Annotated in this window: 24 protein-coding genes; 14 read left to right on the top strand and 10 right to left on the bottom strand. The window is 46.1% G+C overall.

Going from position 1 to position 22,653, the window contains the following annotated elements; genetic code table 11:
• Positions 1 to 236: 236 nt before the first annotated feature.
• Complete coding sequence (locus BC343_RS22595; RefSeq protein WP_078350055.1) at positions 237 to 1,082, bottom strand: GNAT family N-acetyltransferase; 846 nt, start codon at positions 1,080 to 1,082, stop codon at positions 237 to 239.
• 122 nt (positions 1,083 to 1,204) lie between these two features.
• Here BC343_RS22595 and BC343_RS22590 point away from each other — a divergent pair, with 122 nt between their 5' ends.
• A complete protein-coding gene (locus BC343_RS22590; RefSeq protein WP_078350054.1) occupies positions 1,205 to 1,525 on the top strand; it encodes a hypothetical protein in 321 nt (106 codons plus the stop codon).
• 417 nt (positions 1,526 to 1,942) lie between these two features.
• Positions 1,943 to 2,905, top strand: a complete 963-nt coding sequence (locus tag BC343_RS22585; RefSeq protein ID WP_078350053.1) for an Abi family protein — start codon at positions 1,943 to 1,945, stop codon at positions 2,903 to 2,905.
• A gap of 8 nt (positions 2,906 to 2,913) precedes the next feature.
• Here the strand turns inward: BC343_RS22585 and BC343_RS22580 are convergent, their stop codons facing one another.
• From BC343_RS22580 to dinB, 5 genes are read right to left on the bottom strand one after another with little or no spacing between them, the layout of a single operon-like run.
• Positions 2,914 to 3,351, bottom strand: coding sequence for a hypothetical protein (locus tag BC343_RS22580; protein WP_078350052.1), 438 nt, complete (start codon positions 3,349 to 3,351; stop codon positions 2,914 to 2,916).
• A gap of 23 nt (positions 3,352 to 3,374) precedes the next feature.
• The gene (locus BC343_RS22575; protein ID WP_078350051.1) at positions 3,375 to 4,070 is read right to left on the bottom strand and encodes a hypothetical protein; all 696 of its coding nucleotides are present in this window, start codon (positions 4,068 to 4,070) and stop codon (positions 3,375 to 3,377) included.
• Positions 4,071 to 4,106: 36 nt separating this feature from the next.
• A complete protein-coding gene (locus BC343_RS22570) occupies positions 4,107 to 4,346 on the bottom strand; it encodes a hypothetical protein (RefSeq protein WP_078350050.1) in 240 nt (79 codons plus the stop codon).
• Positions 4,347 to 4,356: 10 nt separating this feature from the next.
• Positions 4,357 to 7,299 carry a DNA polymerase III subunit alpha gene (locus BC343_RS22565; RefSeq protein ID WP_078350049.1) on the bottom strand — a complete coding sequence of 981 codons (2,943 nt, stop codon included), beginning with the start codon at positions 7,297 to 7,299 and terminating at the stop codon, positions 4,357 to 4,359.
• Positions 7,300 to 7,303: 4 nt separating this feature from the next.
• A complete protein-coding gene (gene dinB / locus BC343_RS22560) occupies positions 7,304 to 8,461 on the bottom strand; it encodes a DNA polymerase IV (RefSeq protein WP_078350048.1) in 1,158 nt (385 codons plus the stop codon).
• Positions 8,462 to 8,606: 145 nt separating this feature from the next.
• Here dinB and BC343_RS22555 point away from each other — a divergent pair, with 145 nt between their 5' ends.
• A complete protein-coding gene (locus BC343_RS22555) occupies positions 8,607 to 9,095 on the top strand; it encodes a hypothetical protein (RefSeq protein ID WP_078350047.1) in 489 nt (162 codons plus the stop codon).
• Positions 9,096 to 9,101: 6 nt separating this feature from the next.
• Positions 9,102 to 9,905 (top strand): SOS response-associated peptidase, encoded by an 804-nt coding sequence (locus BC343_RS22550; RefSeq protein WP_078350046.1) that lies wholly within the window; start codon positions 9,102 to 9,104, stop codon positions 9,903 to 9,905.
• Positions 9,906 to 9,945: 40 nt separating this feature from the next.
• Here BC343_RS22550 and BC343_RS22545 read toward each other — a convergent pair whose 3' ends face one another.
• Positions 9,946 to 10,143, bottom strand: a complete 198-nt coding sequence (locus BC343_RS22545; protein WP_162276917.1) for a hypothetical protein — start codon at positions 10,141 to 10,143, stop codon at positions 9,946 to 9,948.
• A gap of 317 nt (positions 10,144 to 10,460) precedes the next feature.
• Between BC343_RS22545 and BC343_RS31105 the strand changes: the two genes are divergently transcribed.
• The 6 genes from BC343_RS31105 (at position 10,461) to BC343_RS22520 (ending at position 13,799) form a co-directional block, all read left to right on the top strand.
• On the top strand, positions 10,461 to 10,610 hold the full coding sequence (locus BC343_RS31105; RefSeq protein ID WP_156088769.1) for a hypothetical protein: 150 nt from the start codon (positions 10,461 to 10,463) through the stop codon (positions 10,608 to 10,610).
• A gap of 6 nt (positions 10,611 to 10,616) precedes the next feature.
• Entirely contained in the window at positions 10,617 to 11,393 is a 777-nt protein-coding gene (locus BC343_RS22540; RefSeq protein WP_078350044.1) for a hypothetical protein, read from the top strand.
• Positions 11,394 to 11,561: 168 nt separating this feature from the next.
• The gene (locus BC343_RS22535) at positions 11,562 to 12,188 is read left to right on the top strand and encodes a hypothetical protein (RefSeq protein WP_078350043.1); all 627 of its coding nucleotides are present in this window, start codon (positions 11,562 to 11,564) and stop codon (positions 12,186 to 12,188) included.
• 52 nt (positions 12,189 to 12,240) lie between these two features.
• Positions 12,241 to 12,474 (top strand): hypothetical protein, encoded by a 234-nt coding sequence (locus tag BC343_RS22530; protein ID WP_078350042.1) that lies wholly within the window; start codon positions 12,241 to 12,243, stop codon positions 12,472 to 12,474.
• Complete coding sequence (locus BC343_RS22525; RefSeq protein WP_078350041.1) at positions 12,475 to 13,569, top strand: S1/P1 nuclease; 1,095 nt, start codon at positions 12,475 to 12,477, stop codon at positions 13,567 to 13,569.
• Positions 13,566 to 13,799: a hypothetical protein gene (locus BC343_RS22520; RefSeq protein WP_078350040.1), complete on the top strand. Its 234-nt coding sequence runs from the start codon at positions 13,566 to 13,568 to the stop codon at positions 13,797 to 13,799. Before BC343_RS22525 ends, BC343_RS22520 begins: the two co-directional genes overlap by 4 nt.
• 231 nt (positions 13,800 to 14,030) lie before the next feature.
• On the opposite strand, the gene BC343_RS22515 is transcribed toward BC343_RS22520, so the two are convergent.
• The gene (locus tag BC343_RS22515) at positions 14,031 to 14,465 is read right to left on the bottom strand and encodes a hypothetical protein (protein WP_078350039.1); all 435 of its coding nucleotides are present in this window, start codon (positions 14,463 to 14,465) and stop codon (positions 14,031 to 14,033) included.
• A 110-nt stretch (positions 14,466 to 14,575) separates the two neighbouring features.
• On the opposite strand from BC343_RS22515, the gene BC343_RS22510 reads away from it, so the two are divergent.
• From BC343_RS22510 to BC343_RS22495, 4 genes are all read left to right on the top strand, one after another.
• The gene (locus BC343_RS22510; protein WP_078350038.1) at positions 14,576 to 15,166 is read left to right on the top strand and encodes a UPF0758 domain-containing protein; all 591 of its coding nucleotides are present in this window, start codon (positions 14,576 to 14,578) and stop codon (positions 15,164 to 15,166) included.
• A 128-nt stretch (positions 15,167 to 15,294) separates the two neighbouring features.
• Positions 15,295 to 15,873, top strand: coding sequence for a hypothetical protein (locus BC343_RS22505; RefSeq protein ID WP_078350037.1), 579 nt, complete (start codon positions 15,295 to 15,297; stop codon positions 15,871 to 15,873).
• A 58-nt stretch (positions 15,874 to 15,931) separates the two neighbouring features.
• Positions 15,932 to 16,675, top strand: a complete 744-nt coding sequence (locus BC343_RS22500) for a hypothetical protein (protein WP_078350036.1) — start codon at positions 15,932 to 15,934, stop codon at positions 16,673 to 16,675.
• Positions 16,668 to 20,801 carry an NACHT domain-containing protein gene (locus BC343_RS22495; RefSeq protein WP_078350035.1) on the top strand — a complete coding sequence of 1,378 codons (4,134 nt, stop codon included), beginning with the start codon at positions 16,668 to 16,670 and terminating at the stop codon, positions 20,799 to 20,801. The genes BC343_RS22500 and BC343_RS22495 overlap by 8 nt, the downstream gene beginning before the upstream one ends.
• A 63-nt stretch (positions 20,802 to 20,864) precedes the next feature.
• On the opposite strand, the gene BC343_RS22490 is transcribed toward BC343_RS22495, so the two are convergent.
• Entirely contained in the window at positions 20,865 to 21,152 is a 288-nt protein-coding gene (locus BC343_RS22490; protein WP_078350034.1) for a hypothetical protein, read from the bottom strand.
• A 102-nt stretch (positions 21,153 to 21,254) separates the two neighbouring features.
• Positions 21,255 to 22,514 (bottom strand): SMEK domain-containing protein, encoded by a 1,260-nt coding sequence (locus BC343_RS22485; RefSeq protein ID WP_078350033.1) that lies wholly within the window; start codon positions 22,512 to 22,514, stop codon positions 21,255 to 21,257.
• Positions 22,515 to 22,653: the final 139 nt, after the last annotated feature.

Here is a 22,653-nt window from a genome sequence, read left to right as displayed (position 1 = left end):
TATTCGCAATAAGATGTGAAAATGTTTTCTGCTATTTTTATTGGTGTTAGTAAACCGCGAATGAAGGCACGTTTGTTTTTGAATTGATGGAGTGAGTAGTATCAATGGGTAACAAGATGTTCTGGTGGAACCAAAACGGCTTACTTGGCTGGTTGCTTCAATGCGGGCAAATAGCCCAGCGTTTTGCCTCCTGTCTTATTTTTTATTATAGCGAATGTTCTGTTAATTGCGGCTTACTAGTTAAATTTGGGGCAGTGGACAGCGAGGTGTTCATATATCGGCCGAAAGCCAATTTGCTTAAAAAGCCGGTTGGTTACCGGATTGCTGGCATCTGACAAAATTCCTACTTTTTCAAATCCGCTCTCCAGTAATTTTTTGGCCAACGCATGTACCAGCATAGTGGCATAACCTTTATTGCGGCGATCAGGGGGCGTGTATAAGCTGCCGATAATTGGCATATCATCCTCCAAATTGAATACCTGAGCGATACAGCCAATACCGTGACTGGTATCATACTGAATCAGGTTGCCTTCATGTATCAGTTGCATGACCATATTTCGAACGTAGTCCATACCGCGGCCTTCACGTTCGCCCCATTCTTCCAGGCTGTAAGCATGGGAATAATTCACAAGCTGCTCGTAATCGTCCGTTCCTGATTTGACGGCCTTGCCAAGATGCTTCTTCTTTAGAGGCAGTACAGAGGTTATTTCATAAATGATCCGGTCTTTTTCAGGTTGAAACGCGATCTGGTATTTCTCCATTATCCTGCTGACAAGGTCCTTGCGGCCGGACAACCTGATATTACTATAGTGGATATGTTGGGTGGCTCTTTGATAAAGCATTTCGATTATTTCGTCATTAAAACCATTGCCGTATAGTTGTATGCCCGTTTCCGTGGCCAGGAACAGAACCCGAAGTTCGTCATCGGTTACGGTAAAGGCATCAATGCCCCGAAATTTCTGCTGAAGCAATGATTCATAGGTTTTTCTCAAATGAAAGTGCTCAAAATAGTACTGATCGATAAAATCGCGATTGCCGGTAAAGAACATACCCAAAGGATCATAATTGATGATTGCTGCCATACCACTAAGTTAAACACTGCTAAATTGGTGTTCAAGCAGTAAACTGAAAATTGGCAAAATTGCACTCATGGTACCGACAACCGAATTACAACAGCTCGCCAATAAACTTTCAGCAAAACCTATTGAGGGGCTATTTTAAAAACCAATATTACTTTCGCATCAACACCCGGCGCTTCCGGCATGAGGTTGGCTTAAAACCGGTAGATTTATATTTACCGGAGCCTGTGCAAAAACAGTTACAACAAGAGAATTTACCGGCGCTTTTTCATGAGTGCCTGCATTATCTGCACGAGATCAGTACGGTTATTGGCAATGTCAGTATGGGTTTAAGCATGGCCATGAAAGCATGTTTTACGTCATGGCTGGATAAATCTTTGGTATCTGCGCGTTCTGAGGGCTTGGTTAGAGCAGCGCTAAACCTACGCCGCGAACTTTTTCGATAAGGTGTTATGTTCTTTAAGCGCGGACAAGTTAGGGATCGTTTTGAAATCGGCTTTTGACGTGAAGCTTATCTTGGGTAAAAGTTTTCGCAAGGTTTGTAAGGCGGTGGCTCCTTTTTATCGACACCTTGGAAGACGGATACTTCCTGGGATACGATCCGCAGTATCGCGGGACGGGCGGAGCCGCGGAATAAGGAGATCGCCACTGAATTTTTGGAGAAGATGATCACGAGTATCCGAGGTAAATGATGATCTCAAGTTTTTGCATTGGACAGGCCGAGTTTTTACTACTTAAATAGACATGTAAATTTTTTTTGCATATCCATTTAAGAAACTTTATATTTGTATCAATAACCCCTCGCATGCCTATGACGAAAGTTAAGCACACTTGCGGGGCTTTTTTTTGCCCTATACTTTCGTATGAGATACACCAAACCTTCCACCACCTGTGATGAGCAGATCGAATTGCTCAAAAATCGAGGTTTGGCGATTCCTGATGAAGCGCGTGCTGCCAAATATCTGACAACAGTAGGCTATTACAGGTTAAGTGGTTATATGTACCACCTGCAGGCCAATGACGGCAGCCACCAGTTTAAAGACGGCACTACTTTCGATGATATCATCGATACTTATACTTTTGATAAAAAACTAAGGTATCTGACTGCCTCTTACCTGGAACGGATCGAAGTGGCGATGCGAATCCTGCTGACCAATACTTATTCCGCGAAGCATGACTTTTACTGGTATACGGAGGCCGCTCACTACAGCCGGCTGACACCGCCTGAGGATGTTATCGAAAGAGTCGAAAAGGGTGAAATGGAAATGCCGAGAAAATATTTGGATACCCATGCCTTTATCATGGCAGAAGTAAAGGAGAATTTCGACAAATCGACAGAACTATTCATCAAAAAGTTCCAGTCCAAGTATACTGCTGAACGCTTACCACCATCCAATATGGCGATGGAAATCTTATCTATGGGCAAGATCGCCCGGCTGTACGATGCATTGGTGAACAGCGCCGAAAAGCAAGCGGTCGCTTCCGGCTTCGGCATACCGCATTTGTATTTGTCCAGCTGGTTCCTCTACCTGACGAATATCCGTAATATCTGCGCACACCATGGCCGCCTTTGGAACCGCCGGACGACTGCGGATAGGTTCAAAGTACCCGAACGCAAAGAATTTAAATTCAGCGGCACTATAGATGAAAATTTTAACACATGCTATTATGGCACATTGAGCATCATGATCCGGCTGCTGAATGTGATTAATCCGGAGCACAGTTTAGTGAACAAGTTTCAGGCCCTGATCGCGGAGTACCCCAAGATCAACCTTGGCTATATGGGCTTCCCGGCGGGTTGGGAAAAAACACCGGCCTGGGTGTAGTTCGCTTTTTATTTAAGCAAGCGGTAACCCAACTGTTCCAACCCAAGATCACCTTCCTTTTGTAGGTCCGTTAATGTGGTACCCAGTTTTTCCTGGTGATAGGCGTTCCATTTTAACCTCGCGCTGTTCAATACGCCATGGGGTAAGATATGGCCGGGTTTCAGGTTGTTCTTTTCAAACAAGCCGAGAACAAGCTGCCTCGTCTGAGCAATGCTTTGATCTGCATACAGGTGATCAAACCCTTTATCCAGTAACTTGTATTTGTTGTGCTCAAAAGTTAAGTATTCTTCATCCGCTAAGGTCTGGTAAGCCTCGCCTGCCTTTTCACGCAACTCAAAAGGCCATTTATTTACCTGAAGAGTAATAACCTGCGGCATAAGGATCGCATTGCGTGCAGTATTAGTGTCTTTGAATATTTGTAAAAATCTTTCTGCTATAGGTGTCATGATGATGATTTTATGTTGTGTTTTCAGGGAACGATTTTGCTTTTTACGTATCCGCTTACTTCCGGCGGGATATAGGCGGGTGTTTCGTTTGCTTTTTCTTTGGCCTCGTTTACCTGATTTAGCGTTTCTGGATTGAAGCGTTTGATGTGCATCCAGTAAGCAGGTTCCGACTCGGTCTCCAGCCGGTCAAAACAAACGAAGCGGATATCAGTTCCGGCTTTTATCTTTTCACAGGCAACTATCGGGTCAATGCCGCGGTGCTCCAGGTTATATAACAATATATTAAACCCGATCAGTAAGTCGTATGGATAAAGGCTCTGCCTTGGCCCGGCGATATAGGCAATTTTTTCGCAGCAGTAGAATAAAGTGTACGCTACCTGGTTCAAGCCGCCCCGGCAACAGGACAGCAAAATAATACAATCTTCGTTCATACACGTCGCAGTACAAAGCTGTGTACCAAAGTTCATCCAGGTTAGATCGATGGTACCATCTTCATTCCCAAAACCTTCTTCATTGCCATGGCTGGCTAAATAAATATAATCAAAGGTTTCGCCGCCGTTAAGTGCCTGGATCAATTCTTCGTTTGTCTTTGGGCAATGATCATGTACGGATATACCATAAAGCTCGGCTTGGGCTTTGATATTGACGCATTCTTTATCCTCGCCGGCCGAACCGCAGGCTCTCAGGATCAGCATTTTCTTCGTTTGGCTGTTTTCCATAAACGAAGCTAAATAATAATTGGCAACTGCCCAATGCTATATGGCGGAAGAAGTTTGCCTTTCGATTTGTTCAGCTATGGCCCGCAGGTCTTCTATAATAAAGTAAAGGCTGCCAATGGGCTGGTAGGCTCCGTTCTTTTGAGTTATATAGCCTTTGAAGCAGCCATCCGCAGTGATCATGAAACAGGGGCCGTTTTCGCCGGGCATGGCCTTTTTGTCTAACTGCAGCTGGGTTTCTTTTCCGCCGATGAGGCATTGGATATTGATTCTTTCCATGGGGTTGGTTTTAAGAGATTACGGGGTTGGGTAAGATGGGCAGCTTGGCGAATTTTTGTACTTCGAGGCTGGCGAAGCCGAATTCGGCGACGACCTTGCCGAGGATGAGGTAGCAGCCTTTGCCGCGGAAAGGATATTGCGGCGTGTTGTTGGGAAAATGTACGGTGTCAAAGGTATTGCCTTCGGCATCGAGGAAGTTGCCGAACCACATCCGCTGGTTGTTTTTGGTGTGTACGGTTTTCTCGCAAACATATTCGCCGACTATTTTGACGGTCTGCCCTACGTGGTTGATGAGGTCGTTAGCGCCTATCTCGCCCCGGTAATCGGTTTGCAGCAGGTCGAACAGGGTCATGCTGATGGGGAAACCGAGCAGTTCCAGTTCGTGGTAGGCATTCTCCAGCTGGGTGTTGACGAGCACGGGCAGGGCATAGTTTTTGGCTTCTACCTGGAAAAGTTCTGCGTTGTTGCTGGGTTTGGATTTGTTGCCCAGGAGCAGGTGTATGGCCCACAGCAGTTCTTTTTTGCTTTTGCCGGTAAAACGGAGCGCCCCCACGCGGATGAGGGTAATGGCCTGTTCTAAACCGATGCTGGTACGTTTGACAAAATCTTCGAGGCTCTGGTAAGGGCCATTGAGTTTGCGCTCTGTTGGTATGAGTTCGATGAAGGTTTCGTTCAGCCCATGGATGCCGACAAAGCCGAGGTGGACATCCACGCCGCCGATGTTCACCAGGCTGTCGCTGTTGTTCACGCAGGGCAGGTGCACGATGCCGCCTGAACGCTGCAGTTCCTGTACGTAGAGTGCGCGGTCGTAAAAGCCGCCGTAATTATTGAGGACGGCGACCATGAACTCCCTGGGGAAATACGTTTTGAGGTAAAGGCTCTGGTAGCTTTCCACGGCGAAGCTGGCGGAGTGTGCTTTGGAAAAACTGTAACCGGCGAATGAGGATACCTGCCGCCATACTTCTTTCACAATGTGTTCGGCGCGGCCAAGTTTGATGGCACCTTCATGAAAACGTTCTACCAGCCGGTCAAACTCTTTTTTGGAGCGGTACTTGCCGCTCATGCCCCGGCGCAGGATATCGGCATCGGTACCGTCCATCCCGGCGAAGTGGATACAGATCTTGATCACATCTTCCTGGTAAACCATCACACCATAGGTTTCTTTGAGTTGTTCTTCCATCACGGGGTGCAGGTATTTCACCTGGCCGGGGTTATGGTGGTTCTTGATGTACTCTCCCATCATGCCGGAACTGGCTACGCCGGGGCGGATAATGGAGCTGGCAGCAACGAGGACACGGTAGTTATCGCACTGGAGTTTACGGTTGAGCTGCATCATGGCGGGTGATTCGATATAAAAGCACCCCTTGGTATTTCCCTTTTTGAGATTGGCATTCACTAAGGGGTCTTGCATAAAGGTTTTGACCTGGTGGATATCGATCTTGCGCTGCTGGTTTTCTTCGACCAGTTGGACGGCCATTTTGATATGCCCGATGCCGCGCTGGCTCAGGATATCGTATTTGTCGAAACCGATCTTTTCCGCTTCGTACATATCCCATTGCACGGTGGCCATGCCTTTCGGCGGCAGGTCAAGGGCGGTATAATACGTAATGGGTTCTTCGGTGATCAAAACGCCGCCGGCATGGATGGAGCGCTGGTTGGGCATATTGGCCATGCGTTCATGAATGGCGACGATCTTCCGGAAGGTATCGTTGTTCTGGTTAACGGCTGCGCGCGTCTGGTCGGTAAAGCCGTCTATTTCGGCTTTGGGCAGGCCCATCACTTTGCCGATCTCCCGGATGATGCTGCGGTCTTTGAAGGTGGACATAGTGCCGAGCAGCGCGGTATGCTGGCTGCCGTAACGTTTGAAAATGTAATCCTGTACATCTTCCCGCTCATCCCAGGAATAATCGATATCAAAATCGGGCGGGGAAGTCCGCTGGGCATTAAGGAACCGCTCAAAATAAAGGTCCAGTTCTATGGGGTCAACATCGGTAATTTTGAGGCAGTAGGCCACAATGCTGTTGGCACCGGAGCCACGCCCCACATGGTAATAGCCCTGCGAGCCGGAGTAACGGATGATATCCCAGGTAATGAGGAAATAAGCGCAAAAGTCCAGTTCGTAAATGACCTTCAGTTCATGCTTTACTTTTTTCAGGGCTTCCTTATTGGTTTTGCCGTAACGGTATTCCATGCCGCTGAGCGCGAGTTTTTCCAGCAGTTCGCGGTCGTTCTTTTTGTTGCCGGTAAAAGTGCGGCGGTTGAGGTTGACCCGCCCTTTGGGATAATCCATGACGCAGCGGTTCATGAGGTTGCGGGTATTGTCCAGGATAAAGGCATACCGTGCAAACTTAGCTTCCAGCTGGCCGGGCGGCAGGAACCGGTCTGTTTTTTTACATTTATCTTCCGGGCTAACCTCGGTCAATACCACGTTCAGGTCGATGCCGCGCAGGTATTCGTGCAGGCGGTATTCGATATTATCGCCGATAAAAACCGGCTGTAAAGTGAGTAGTTTATCTTTTATGGAGGTAATATCCTTATTAAACAGGCTGTTGAGCTGTTCGTGGCGGATGCCTAAATACTCGTTTTCGTTTAAGGGTTCCGGGTGGCCATAAGGATAAACTACATAAGCGTTTTGAAAGCCCGGGGCTAGGTCAGGTAAGGGCTTTTGTTCGAGGTTATGTTCGGTCAGGAAATCGTTCAGTTCCTTCATGCCTTCTTTGTTGCGGGCGATGCCGAAATACAGGAGGCGCTTGTTTTTACGGAACTCCAGCCCGGCAATGGGCTTGATGCCTTTTTCGTCGCATTCCCGCATAAACTCCATGATGCCGGTGGAATTGTTGATATCGGTCAGCACCATTTGGGTCACGCCGCAGGCAACGGCTTCTTCGACCAGCGCCGGGATGGACAGGGTGCCGTAGCGGAGGCTGTATTGGGAATGGACGTTCAGGTACATAGCCTTACAGATTGAGGTTGATGCCCGAGGCCAGTTTGATCGCATCCGGGCCAAAGCGGCGGCGGATCTTATCCATGGCCTGGCACAGGCTGTATTGTTCTTCCGATTCGCTGTACAGGTCGATCTGTTCAAAGCCGTTGACCAGGCTGGACAGGCGGACACCCACGAGCCTGATGAGAAGCCGTTTTTGATAGGCCTGTTTAAAGAGTTCTTTCGTTTTGCTGATCAATGGCCCGTCCAGCGCGGTATAGGGAATGCTGGACTGTTTGGTCACGTCTTCCCGCGTAGAATAGCGGACTGTTACGGTGATACAGGCGGTCTGTTTCTTTTTCTGGCGCAGCTCAAAAGCCAGTTCCATGACCATCGCGGTCAGGAGGTAATTGATGGATACGAGGTCGATGCTGTCATTTTTGAAGGTACTTTGCGTACCGATGGATTTTTGTTCCTGGTAAGGGATAATAGGCGAATCATCGATGCCCCTGGCTTTTTGTAACAACCAGATGCCGTTCTTGCCCAAGATGCTGTTCATGTATTCGGGGTGCACCTGTGACAGTTCATAGATGCGTTTAATGCCCATATCGCTCAGTTTGATAAAAGTCTTTTCGCCCAGCCCAGGTATTTTACGGATGGATAGCGGGTTTAAAAAGGGCTGCACGACGGCTTTTTCAATATTGAGTTCGCCGTTGGGTTTGCATTCGTTGGTGGCCATTTTGGATACCGTTTTGTTGACGGAAAGCCCGAAGGAGATCGGCAGCGCGGTTTCTTTCATGACTTTTGCCCGCAGTTCCTTGGCATAGCGCAGGGTGCCGAAATGCTTGTCCATGCCGGACATATCGATGTAATGCTCATCGATGCTGGCTTTTTCAATAAGGGGGACATTTTGTTTGAGGATCTCGGTGATCTCATGCGAGGCTTTGGAGTATTCGTCCATGTTGCCCCGGATCCAGATGCCGTGCGGGCAGAGCATCCGCGCCATGCGCGCGGGCATGGCGGAGTGGATACCGAATTTTCGGGCTTCATAGCTGCACGAAGCGACCACGCCACGGTCGGAAAGGCTGCCGATGATCACCGGTTTGCCAGTCAGTTGGGGGTTTTTACGGACTTCCACGGAAACAAAAAATGCGTCCTGGTCCATGTGGATGATCTGGCGGTCTGTGCTCATTTTGCCTTAATTATCTTCGTTCAACCTTCGTTGTTAATCACATCAGAATTTTATTTTTATTCGTTTTCAAAACGGATAACAAAACTAATACTAAAAATATTAGCATTTTGTTTATATTTGAAAATAAATTTGGAGGCTGGGCTAAATGACTGATAGCTTGTTTTATAATCCGTTTTTGCGCATCAAGGAAGATACCCTGAAAAAGTTGATGGGTATGGGCAAACCCCATGTGGTGATCCAGCGCTTTCAGTGGCCGGGTCAGCCTGCGCAACAAACATTCCTGGTATCCGCTTATGCGGATGAGCAGGAAGCCCGCCGCCATGAAGCGGAGCTGGCAGCTAAAGAAGGCAAGATGCAAAACCTGCTCGACCTCAACCAATACCAGGCGGTTGTAAAACTGTTGAAAAACGGTTCGGGACTGAACCTATTCTTTAATGGTACGATAGATGCGCTTCATGAAAAAAGGTTGAAAAAAGCCTATGTAAAAAACGTTTCGGCCTATATTCATTATATCCGCATGAAAAAGGAAGATCACTACGATGTGCGTATATTTGTTGAACACGGCCGTTTAAAAGCAGAGATCACTTCGGGTGAGCAAAGCCATACGGCGCTTTTTTATGATATGATAAAATAATTCAGCATGTGCAGGGATATCAGCTTTCACTCAGAGATAAAATTGGTCACTAAAGACTTTCAGGGGATCAAACTGGCCCCCGATCTGGCGCATTACCCGAATGATATGATCCATGTTACCTGCGAGGTTTTGCCGACGCACCCGATTGTGGTTAACCGTCAGATGTTGGCTTTGGCGAACATGGGCTGGGGCGTGGTGCCTGTCTTTATTGACAACCCAAGGGAACGCCAGGCCCAACGAAGGAATTATGTGAATGCGCGCTCAGAGCGAGTGATCGAAGACAAAAAATCTTATTGGTACCGTTTGCGTAAGAACCGCTGCCTGATCCCGGCTACGGGCATCTTTGAACACCGTAAGGTCAAAGGCTTTAAAAATAAGATCCCTTATCATATCAGTATCGCGGGCCGGGAGCAGTTTTATGTGCCGGCTTTGTACCAGGTAAGCCAGGAGGTGGACCAGAAAACGGGCGATATTTATAATTTCGCCTCATTTTCGATGCTCACGCGCGGTCCCAACGAGAAGATGATGTGGATCCATAATGATGGCGATAATAAGCACCGCATGCCTTTATTCCTGACCAGGGAAATGGAGCAGGCCTGGGTTTTGGATGATTTGGGCGACGATGATATGGAGGAATTTTTTCATTATAGTATCCCATCCGATGACCTGGTGCATTACCCGGTATTCTCTATTCGTGGCGGCAAAGAACAGCCGGAGGGCAAACAGCGGGATGCGCTGTATGATTGGGGTGGTAAGTTGCCGGTTTATGGCGAGGATGAGGCAGGTCCGGCACAATCCAACCTTTTTTAGTTTATTTCTTTGTTTCTATGGGTGCAGCTTACAGGTAATACTAGTCGATTTCATTTCCGATATACTGAGCCAGCCATTCGGGTCCCGGCTTGGTTAACCACGCCCACTCATTAATATCGGTACTGATTACCGTTCCGGCTTCCCTGCCTTCATGGAATACGTAAAAGCTACAGTAATATTCATTACCGGACCAATGCGGCACGATCTCCAATTCGGTTTCTTTCAGGCCGATCTCCACGGTTATCCTAAATGGAGGGCAGTCTGCTAAGATGGTTTCAATGTCAAACAAGGCTTATCAAATTAAAGGTCCAGCTCTTTGATTAATATTTGGAATAGCGGGGCGTCAATCAAAAGTTGATTGTAAGTTAGGCAATCCGCAATTGATGTCAAGTATTCAGGTAAATTATTATTCTATAATGCAATCAGTGTGTAGGCTTTGTACTCCAAGCTTTGGTATACCAGGTTTAGCCGGGAATTATTTAGTCATTAACAGCCGATATCTTTCAATATAAGCAGTGACTATAATTGATTTCTTTTATTTTTAGAGACGAGCATATGATGAATAACCAAGTCAGGTTCGTATTTGGCATAGGAGGCCTAAATCAGGTGCTACTATACATCCTGCTTATTACAGCTATGCAGAAGATAAAAGTTTACAAATGGAATGACGCTTGTGCGACAGGGCAGCAAGCCGGTTTTAATTAATAAGGCATGGAGGAAAACTTTTCTTTGGAAGAATGGGCAGCGTCGGTAAGGGATGCCATGGCTGATAAACTTAGCAGGCACCATGCGGAAGTATTTGAATCCAAATCCTATCAGGATGAAATTAAATACCTGAAGAAGATTACATTGCATTTTGCAGAAACGCTTCGTAGTATTTCCATTTACAGCACCCGTGCAAGACACATTTACGATAACTTTTTAACCATCCATGTGATCGATGAACTCAACGAATCGGCATTGGGCATTCTAACCCTGGTGGAAAACGGTATTCATAATATCCCAAAAAGAGAGTTGCGTTATCTGATAGAGCTAATAACCAAATATGTAATTATCGACTACGAAAAAATGGGTGCTGGTTTGGAGGATAAACTTGACCACCTGCGCAATGGTATTCCAAATTCATCTATTGAAGTTATCGACCGGTACAGCACACCTTTCCCGCCGCCTGAACAGCAACAGTTCCGCGATGAAGTTAAAGATTTTTTCTATAAAGCCTGCGCATATGTACATCCTTCTCGTAAACAACTGGATGAGCAATTGAAGAACAGGCAAAACGGGAATACGATTGGCTTCGAAAGCACTGCCATGTTAACCGCGGTCAACAAACTGATATTCCGTGCTTATGATATGATCCTGGTAATGATATTCCATGGATTCGGCCCCAGTATGAGTAAAGATGTATTTGAAGTTTTATTGGATGAGGATAAAAAGTGGGCTTTTCATAAAGGCAAATATGTACGTGCCTTTCGAAAACAGCTGAACTAAACTTCAGTCAGTTAAGCTTAGCAATAATAGGTTTCCGATGCGGTTATCGATCAGTTCAGTAAACGCCGATCCGGTTTTTTGTTTGTCATCCAAGCTTTGATGATATATTCTTTGTTAGTGGCGTTGTATATTTACTGTACACCGTTAATCCCGTATGATCGCAAAGCCATGAAGAAAATCACTAAACTCAAGCGTTACACTACCCTGCCGATCTTGCTGGATATGCTGGACCGGAAAAAACTGACCCTGCTTACACCTGACCTGTGGGATGATAAGAATGATTCCGCGGTGATCAATTCTTACAAAAACCAGCAAGGCATAAAGAGTTTACATGCGGTTTGCCTTTCCCATGGCGATGATACGGTGCATCACTGGAAAACCTTTTCAGGGGGCGGGAGCGGTTGTATGATCGAATTTGATGCCCCTAAATTATTGGCCATCCTGGAAGATGTGCCGGGCATCAGGCATGGCCTTGTCAAATACCGGAAACTTTCCGATGTGGAGGGTAAAGGAGCTGTGATCAAACTGGAACAGATGCCGTTTACGAAGCGATGGCCTTACCGCTGCGAAGAAGAATACCGTATCATTCTCGAAGGTAACCACCCGGAGAGCTTTTATGATATTGATATTCCGCTGACGCTTATCAAGCGGATCACGGTCAGCCAGCAAATGCCGCGGAGCGTGTTCAAAACAATTAAAGGTTATTTAAAGGGGATCACGAAAAACCCGGAGAGCAGAATTTACCAGTCTACTTTATACGAGAACAAACGCTGGATCAAGTGCTTTTCTGAGTGATGGCCATTTTTCAAATTCCGGCATTTCAGGCTGAAATAATTACTTTTGGCCAATGACGCTGTACGAGTTTGAAGCCCTCAACCTGAACGAAAAAGCCGACGCGGTATGGCGCGGGGCTTTCCTCGCTGACCGTGAGGAAGATGGCCGCAGGATTCAATTGTATTCGTTGCCGGGCTGTTATGTGGAGGTGTTTTATGATACGGAAGCCAATAAGATTGTTGAATTTCGTGCGTTTTCCAATACACAAAGGCTTGCGCCGTATTTAGCGCAAATCAATTTTATCTGAATGAAAAAGACTTTTTTAACTGCGCTGGCCCTGAGCGGTGCTTTGTGTTTAATTTCCTGGGGATTTAAGGGCCACCGTGCGGTGGCAACCATCGCGCAAAAACATTTGACGAGTAATACTGCCTATGTGGTTTCTGCTTATTTAAGCGGCAGCAGCCTGGCAGACGTTTCAACCTGGGCGGATGAGAACAAGGACCGGGCAACCGCCCCCTGGCATTTTATGAACCTTCCGTTAGGGCTGAGCCACGACCAGTTTGTCAAATTGGTTTCCCAAAGCGATGGCAATGTTTATTCAGCCATTGTGAAAACAGAAGCACAATTAAAGGACAAGAGTTTAAGCGTTGAGCAAAAGAACGAAGCCCTGAAATACCTCATCCATTTAGTAGGCGATGCGCATCAGCCGATGCATGTTGCCGGAAAGGAAGATAAAGGGGGCAACACGATCCAGGTTCGTTTTGACAATAAGGGAACAAATTTGCATACGCTATGGGATAGCCGGCTGATTGATCATGAGGGTTTGAGCGAAGCGGATATTGCCAAAACCTATGATACTGCTACGCCCGCCCAAATCGCAGCTTGGGAGAAGGACAGCCCGCTGGAATGGCTTTGGGAAAGTTATCAAATCAGCACCCAGCTTTATGCTGCAACCAAACCGGGGCAGGAAATTGATGAGGCCTACTATAAAAAGTATATCCCCGTGGTGCGCCAGCGTATTGACCAGGCGGGTATCCGGCTGGCCGGTGAACTGAATAAATTATTTGGCAATGAAGCTGTGCCGCAGGTAAAGGCTGCTCCCCCTGTTCAGGCAGCAGTACCGGCAGGCCTGGTAAAATTGGAGGACCTGAAAAACTTTACTGGCAAAAATGTAAGTGTGCAAGGCAAAATCTACAGCGTAAAGGATATCAGCAGTATGGTGCTTGCGAACATGGGGGCGGCCTATCCGAACCAATTATTGACTTTAGCTTTTAAGGGTGACACGAAAGCATTGGCCAATACCTTAGAAGGAAAGGTGGTCAGCGTAAGCGGCCAGGTTATCGAGTACCGTGGCAAGCCGGAGATTATTATTACCTCAACAGACCAAGTGAAAGTGCAATGAACGAACCTTTTGTCCTGGAACTAACCTATCAAAATAAGCCGCTGGAGTTTCCTGCGGCTTTTCAGCGGTACGGGTATACTTACCGTATTGCCGTTTCGGTCAATGAGCAGCCTTTTGTATTTGAACCCGATGAAGAAGGTAACTACCGGGTTTTAGGTTCACCCGCAAGTATGCAGCCTGATATTGGTTTGCTGCAGGCGATAGCAGAAAAATTGGCGAAGCTGGCTTAGTATTTTTCTGTTGCTAAAGGCCAGCCTGCCGACTGTAATCGCGGGCAAAGCAGGTTCACCTTCGCTCTGCGCGCTATCGCGCACGCCGCTACGGTTCACCCGCTTTTCCCGCTGTTGCAACAGCCGCAGTTTTAGTTGCGCTTCGCCAGCGCAGGCGGCTGAAGCCGTCCCTGCGCTGACCAAAACAACGGCAGTTGCGGGATTATTTGGTGTCAGCCTATGATCGTTTTGTCAGGGATGATGTGGCAAAAATATTTCCTCGCGGCGCTCCATAATAACTACGTGTTCATTGTGGATCTGGTAACCATAGTCAAAGCAGAATTTATAGGTACCATATTGCGGGTCGGTATATTCGGTGGTAAAGTATTTCAGGTTGAATCCCCTGCCCAGGAGGTCGCGCAATTCGGCAGTATTCCCCTGATAAAGATAGCCCATCATTAATATCTCCCGGTTTTTGATCAGTATGTCGTAGACTTTACGGAAATCGGGGTTGTCCGGATTGCTGTTTTCCGTATCACTTACCTGGGTTTCTTTGCGCTTTTGGTTATTGTGGGCAATGCGGCAAAATTCATTGCAAAACTTGCGGTCGCTGCGCCCGGCACCCAGCGGTTGCCCGCATTCCAGGCAGGTTTTGGGCTCTTCGGTAAGGGTTGTTTCTTCTTTCATGGATGGCATCGGCACGGGTTGATACGGATATAATCGATTAAACAACAGCAAATTCCGCGAAATGGTTGGGGTTGTGTTCAATTTTGTGGCGGACAAATACCTGAAAGACGATGGAAGCAGTTCAAACTAATTATCCTAACCTGGCGAGCGAGACGTTCAACCACGGGAGAAAGCATTACTTTATTGATATTAAACGGGCGGTGAACAATAAGCATTTCCTGCTGATTACGTCGAGTGAGCAGTACCAGAATGAGCAGCGGTATGACCGGCAAACGGTGATGGTCTGGGAAGAAGACCTGGCGGTGTTCGTGGAAGCCTTTTCGATGGTGCTCAGCAAACTGGCTTACGGGCAACTGGAATTGCCACCTGCCAGAATGGAGGTTTTGAAAGATGAAGAACCGAAAGGGATGATGGCGATACCGGAGTATGACCGGCCGCGCGAAAAACTGCATGCTTTGGGTGCGGGTTCTTTAAGCAATGCGGAGTTGCTGGCAATCCTGTTAGGCACGGGCAGTTCGGAACTTTCGGTGCTGGACTTGTGTGGCAGGATCATGCAATCGGTGGGCGATGAACCTTCGCGATTGCCGCTGCGGACAGCGGAAGACTATTGCCGTTTTCCGGGCGTTGGTGTGGCAAAAGCAGCCACGCTGATGGCGGCGCTCGAGTTGGGACGGCGGGCGTACCTTCCCGCTAAGCATTAAGTTTTGGGATTGCAAAGGTCGCGCTTGCACGGATTGCCTGTCAAGGGTATATGAACCGCGGCGGAGCCGCGGCCCTTGACAGGCAACCGTGCCGCGCGGCAGGGCAATAAAAACTTAATACTTAGCTTATGGAAAAGTTCGCATTAACCCTTCAGTCCCAGGCTGCCATCGACAGCTACATCAGCGATGGTCACCTGATGCCTTACGAAAAGGCGATTATGGCAGAAATAGTTACCGCTATTGCAGCCGGTGATATTGAGCAGTTGGATTATTTCGCTTCATTTGGGGAAAGTTTTCGCAAGATTACGATGAACCTAAACGAGCACCGCCGGGCTTTGGAGTTTGGTTTTACTGATATTGCATTTAATGAATACGGCTGGTTTTCTTCGCCAAAGTTTTTAGACCGGGAAGATATTCAGCTGGAGCAAAGTGAGATTCGTATCGGGCATGGCCCGAACGGAATTTGGGCTTATGCTTTAAGGCTGACTTTTGGAACTGCTGGAAGCAGCGGGCCGCTTTGTGTTTTCTGCAAAAAGTACCCTGACCGCGATGCGTCGCTAAACGCTGCGCTGGCAGATGTGAAAGCGCAGATGACGAAATATTTGGGTGACACCGATACCACCAATTACAAACAGGATGTATTGCGTAAGACACTGAAAGCAATTGCTGCGATGGAAGTGAGTAAGGTTCAATTGAGCCTTTTTTAAGGCTCAATGCAATATTTCTCCATGCAATTCTTATTTTGACCAACCTAAATTATTCATCATGGCTTACTTACCAATTATTACCGCAGTTATTTCAGGCTTACTGGTATGGGTTTTAGGGCGCTGGAATACTAATCGCGAGGAACGCAAGCAGGAAAAGAAACGGCTTAACCGTTTGCTTTATAACATGCTGGAATTAAAGCATTGGGTAGATAAAGAGATCAGCGCGGAACCTTTTGTTACTAAAGCTATGGAACAAATGTGCGTTACCATAAAAGCTATTGAGCCAGAAAGAACGGATGCTGAGTTAAGTGAAATGTTTACTGTAATAGCAGCAGGAATCAAACGCGCTATCTTTAAACAACCACAATTGCCGCGTTTAGAACAGAATATCTCGGAGATTGTCCGGGATTATTCAGAAATAGACCCATTTTTTGCGTATGACCTTACAGGTAAATACCAACTTACCGAGAATTTGGAGTTAATGAAAGATTATCTGAACGGTGTTATTCCGGAAGATATGGAATTGCCCGACGCAACGGCGTTTATGAACCAGTTGATGCGACCGACGTTTTTAGGCGAGCTCCAAAAAGATCTCATCATCCATTTGCCACAAATAGCAGGTATGATCGGACCTGAAACTTTAGAAACAGTTCGTAAAAACCACCTGAACACAAAAGTACCGGTCAATACAGCAGATCTTGAAAGATATTGCCGGGAAATGATCCCACAACTGATCGCGGCAGCCAACGCGTTAGCGGAACAACAGCCGTCCGAAAATCATTTATCTTTACCGGATGAATAAAAAGGAATTTACTTGGGAGAAGCTGGATTGGAAAGATTTTCAGCGGGTAAGCTTGTTTTTATATCGGGAAGATCATCAAGATCCAGCCATAGAAGAATACCTGCGGCAGGGGCATTTTCAGGCAGGAATTGATTTGCTTTCTTTTCAGCAGTCCACCGGAAAATATATTTGCATACAATGCAAGCACACGAACCTGACTCTGGCCAAACTGAAAGATGCGCTTAGCGTATTTTTGTCGGGTGACTTTGCGGCAATGACCGAAACCTTTATTATTAGCACTTCAGCGGATCTGCAAAAACCAGCGGTGCAAACCTGGATCAGCCAACAAAAAATTGCTCTACGGGAACAAAAAGGGATAGCTTTCGATGTTTGGGATCGTCAACGATTAGAAGATCGTCTGGAATGGCATTATTTGCTCGTTGAAAAATATTTTGGGCAAGCTGAAGCAATTGCTAACTGTTTCAAACCTGCATTCACGGCACCTGAACTTTTAGCGATCCAGGGATTTATCACCCGTCACATCCAGCCTTTTGAAGATCAGGTCAGTGAAGACCGTTGGCATGCCTCTGACACACCACGTTCCACCCAAACATTGGCAGCTGTACTGGCAGTTCCGGCAGATTATAAAAGAATTTGTTTGGTTGCCGAAGCTTATGAAGGTAAAAGCAGTTTGTTTAGACAAACTGCTTGGGATTTGAGTCGCCTTGACCTTGGCTTAGTTCCTTTGATACTCGACCTTAAATTTTGCTCGGTATTACCGGTTCATCAATTATTAGATATCAACTTTGGAACATGGCGGGAAGTGCCCGCGAAGGATCTTATTATTCTGATCGATGGCTTGGACGAAGTAGCGGCAGAGCACTTAGATACCGTAGCTGGCCATATAAGGGACTTTCAACAGGAACACCCTGCAGTGCGTTTGGCGGTGTCCTGCCGGACGATGTTTTATAAATATCAGAACCTGGCAACAACGCTAAAAAGTTTTGAGGCTTATGAACTGCTCGAACTGCACATGCGGCAGATATTTGATTACCTGGAGCCATTGTTGGGCAGCCGGGAGAAGGCCATGAATTTCTATAGTGATATGAATGGCTTAGGTGTCGCCGATCTCTTGGGTACCCCTTTTTATTTGGTCAATCTGGCCAAATGGTTTAGCGATTTGGCAACAGAAATGCCAAAAAATAAAATGGCGATCACCAATCGTTTTGTTGATGAATCGTTACAAATTTCGGCAGGCCGCAAGTTGCGTTCAGGACTTAGCCTGGATAAACACCGCGTTAAATATCGAATAGCATTGCAGCAATTCGCTTTACTTTTGCAGATCAAGGGGTGGAATGCTTGTTCGGAAGACGACTTGCAACAATTATTTGAACAGGGTGAAACGGACTTATTGCTGCAAAGTTCCATCTTAAATATTAAAGGCCCGCAATGGTCATTTATCAACGCTATTTTTCAAGAACAATTAGCGGCGCTGGCTTTGCATAAGCTGGACGTGGCAACTGTAATTAGCCTAATCACGTTAGGCGATAAGATCAAAAAGGTTAGTAGGAAATGGATACAAACGTTGGCGACATACCTTTCTTTGTTGCCCGAAAATGATCCCGACCGTGAGGAAGTGGTCAAGGTGATTGAAGCCGACAACATCGAATTGTTAGCATTGAGCGAGGGCAGTAAATTCAATAATGTCTTTCGTTTAGAGGTATTACAGAAAATACTTGGCCGGGCGATCCGGTACCAGGCCCGTTTGGTTATAATAGACGAAGCTGACTTGGCTGCTTTCGCGGGTAACGATGATGCGGTCGTGAATGAACTCCTTGGCATTCTGCGCAGTGATGCGGTGATGATCGTTAAAATTGTGGCTTGTCGTACCTTGCGGCATATTAAATTGAGCGAGGCACAGGCAGGCCGGTACGCTGCTTTCGCTATTGAGGTATTGCCGGTCTTGAACAATGCGGATCTCGGGCGTTTATTGTTGGAAGCATTGGCGCACTACAAACTGGGCGATAACGGTTTTTTAATACGCCTTTTTGAAAATCCGACTTTAGAACAATCCCATGAATTCCGTCAGGGTTTTTACCAATACTTGGCTGCACACCAGTTGACTGATCAATATTATGACTGGTTGCTGGGTGGGTTTGAGCCGCTCCGCCAACACAACGTCAGCACGATCCACCTCGGTTCTGAAAAACGCCTGCTGGATTTATTGCTGGCCACAAGAGAACTGAAGCATATCTCAAAATTATTGGATGTAGTCAAAGGATCGGCGTTCCAAAAAATGTTCCGCGATGATAAAGACGGCACCAAAGCCTTTTACCATTCACTGACTAAAGTATGTGCTGAAATTTACCGCATTGATCCACTAATAATATTCCTTGTCGTTGACTATCTTGCCCATACTGGACGGCATAATTTTGACCGGGAGCCTAACGAAATGTCGGAGTTTTTGGACTTGACGCAAACTCATTCCCTCGGTATGCAGATCGCTTTACTACCGCTTTACGAAGGTCACCGTCATAATTATGCTTACTGCGGCGCGATGCACCCTGATTGTTTTGACGCGTTATTCTACGCGGTAGAAGAAGGGTGTTTAGATCAGCGGGGATTTCGCGACTTTAGTAACGGACTTTATTACAGCGGCCGCGCCGATGATTCAAAAAGGTTGGAGGAACTCGGTGAAAAAATATTTGGTTTCGTTGACAAGCCCGATCCTAAAGCGAATACTTGGCAAAAATTAGAGGAACGTAAACGTAAAAACGACCTTCATCTTATTGCATCGCAGGAAGCTTTCCGGGAAGGGGTCATTAAACTATTCAAAATAGCAGGCGGTCCTGTTATCAAGACCAATACCTTGCATACGAGATTCGACGAAGATAATCCAAGGAACCCTTTACTCTCCAGTTATTTGACGCATTTTATCAGCTTGCAGGCAGAGGAAAAAACAGCTTCTCTGGAAACTTGTCTGCAAGCCGTTGACGATGAGGTGTATTTTAAAGGTTGGCGAGGAGAACGGCTTTTTACTGGCTATCTCAATCGTTACTATCCAGGGCAGGTGCAAGAAATGCTGAGGGGTTACTATGATGAAGAAATCGTTAGTTTTCCATTTACGGAAATCAATATCAATAGCGAACATAATGCCGCTTTTTTGGCTGGATTGCTAATGAAAATATGGGCGGAACATCAATGGCCGACCAGCGATCAAACTCTACTTGAATTTTCACGGATTAACACGGAGGGTTACGGTGGGATGCATCATAGGGAATTGAATCGGCGAAAGTCTGTGACCGATTTATTGCTCAAGCATTTTGCTGGCCGGGAAGAAATTTTAAAAATAAAAATTTTACAGAATCTGGCCAGCGGGGTGCGGCATTATGATGTTCTCGGCACACAGTTCGAAATTTGCAGGGAACTTGAAATCAAAGAAGCTGTACCTTATCTTTTAGATGCTATCCAGCACCAAAAGTCCTACACCCACCATGTGGATGATTACATGGCCTTATATATTTCTCTTGGGGGGGGCTATGATCGGTTATTGCCTTTGTTTGAAGCAGTGACGAACTTGAACGATTACCTATTCATGTTCATGGTCAAATTGCTGGAACCAGTTTACCCCGGTCAAGTTACAGCCCGGTTATTAGAATGCTTAAGGGCTGAAACAACCGAGCAAGGCCGGAAAATCGAAGCAGCTAAAAGGCTGGCACAATTAGGTAATGAGGAAGGCTTCTTATTCCTGATCAATAAATTTGAGGCGGGTAAACGTGCTCCATTTGATGTTCAGGGTAAGGTCCATTATTGGAACGTCGATACATCATGGGGCTTGCAGCAATTAAGGTCCTTGATGTTTTTGCTGGTGGACGAAAAGACCGAAGCGCTAAGATTTCATGATTCTCCAAAATACCTGTTATTGGAAATACTGAATGGCTTTGCTGCGAAAAGTGAACCCGATTTAAGTTTAGTAACTGCTTTCATGAACCAATGTGTAAACGACCTATCAATAACTTATCCGGCCAATGCCGGCCATATAGCCTGGCATGCGGAGCAAATGATGGAAAAGTACAGGCAGATAAATATTATACCGTTAGGTAACAGGCATATCAAAAAAATCTTACAGGCAATTAAAGATTGCTGAACCAATAATATATTTACTAAATAAGGGAAAAGCCGTATTGCATAAAACAATACGGCCTTTGGATTAGGCTTTGACCTGCAAAGATCTTACCTTTTCACTTAGTTCTGTCAATCCTGCTTTTCGAAGACAGTCTTCGGCAAACGCTTTTAGTTCCTGAACATCGGCTTCAGGGACAAGTTCCAATAACTCTTCGAGGTTGCCGCTTTGTTTATTGATGCCACTTTCGATAACGCTTGATAGCAATAGAATTGCTTTGCGATTTACTTTGACATCGATCTTCACTACCTCATTCATTCCGGGACTGCATAATAACGTTTCATACACCTTCCCTAACACATTGTTCGTTGCCATACGCTTTAATTTAATTGATTAATACCGGCAACAAATTTATCGGATAGGCCTGAAACGATCCTGTTCAAAATTTAGCCGGGAACGGTGCAAGCTCACCTTTGCTTATTCATTTATTTCCCGGAGTGCCGGCTGAATACGTGAGCGGAGATGGTTTAGTGTGAGCAACTGGCCGTTACGATCAAAGGCCATAAACGGTTGGTTGCTTTGATGAGGCAATGGTTCGTTAACGAAAGTATCTGCGATCTCCTGCAGCAATTCCAGCAGTTCTTCGTCACCGATGTTTTTAAAGTCCTCTTGTACGGAAGTATGCTTATCAATATAAAATATCTGCATGTGGGTATCGGCCGAAAGAATGGCGTTCATGTTGTAAAACATTATTTTGCCATTAGTTCTATAGTCATATGATATTTTGATGCCTGCCTGTGCCGGTAATTTCAAGGCGGGTAATGCGAGTAGAATGACAAGCATGGGTCCAAGTTCATCCTGGAGGTTCGTATTGTGCTCGCGGTTGCTGTAGTAGGTCGCAAATTCGATTTGGATTTTATCCTGGCTAATTTTTAAGATGGTATGCTTCGCATAATTAACTGCGGATTCGTCATTCAGGGGTATTTCAAAAACGACTTCACCGGATCCTCCTGTCCTGTTGCGAAAATGTTCGCTCAGGACAGTTAGATAATAAAATCGTTTATGGGGATCATTAAAATAGTCGTTCAGCCAGCGGTATATCTTCGCTGCACTCAATCCCGCACCTGTAAACTCGATGGTTACTGCCGAGTGAAAATAGTAATCAAGTTTCCGCTTAGCTTTGTCAGCTTCTGTGTTGATCAGGTATTTTTTGTCGTCCTCAATTGCCAGGCCTGCGCCCGGCATCTCTTTTTCCAAATATTCTGCTATCAGTTGGATTTGTATTGGCATTAAGGTTTTAATCTTTTGTACCAGATCATTAAAATCTATAATATCCTTTGCCGTGTCAAACTGGAATGTGGGGTCGATGAATGGTTTAAGCGGATATTTGGCGATACGTGTATTCATCATCAAAACAATCATACGCGGAAAGGTTTTTTGCAGATTGTTTTTAAGGAACTTTTCAATCGCATCGTTCACCTTATCATTGTCGTTTCGAGAAGTTACCTGGATGGCGATTCCATCGGTTTGCGATCCGAGGTCAACGCCCGGAAAACGGCTATCTTTTCCCAAAAATTCTAATTGGTAATTATAGGCTAATGTGAGCACATGCATCATGATCAGCTCTGAGTTTTTGTGAAGAGAGAGTGTGCCGTTCTTGCCATGAAGTTCCAGCGCCGATTTTATAAGGGCGAGTTTTTCAATGATTTTATCGATGTGACTGGTTGTGGTGTACATGCAATTTATTTTTAGGCAAAGGTACGTAACTTCCTTATTTGGCTTAATTAACAATCAGTATCCTGTTCAAAATTTAGCCGGGATAGGTGGATGCGGTTCAGGCGTTCTACTTTTGGTTTCGATTAGTGAAAGGGAACTG

This window comes from Mucilaginibacter pedocola (assembly GCF_002013915.1).
Lineage (GTDB): Bacteria > Bacteroidota > Bacteroidia > Sphingobacteriales > Sphingobacteriaceae > Mucilaginibacter > Mucilaginibacter pedocola.
This window is presented reverse-complemented; position numbering and strand designations above follow the sequence as displayed.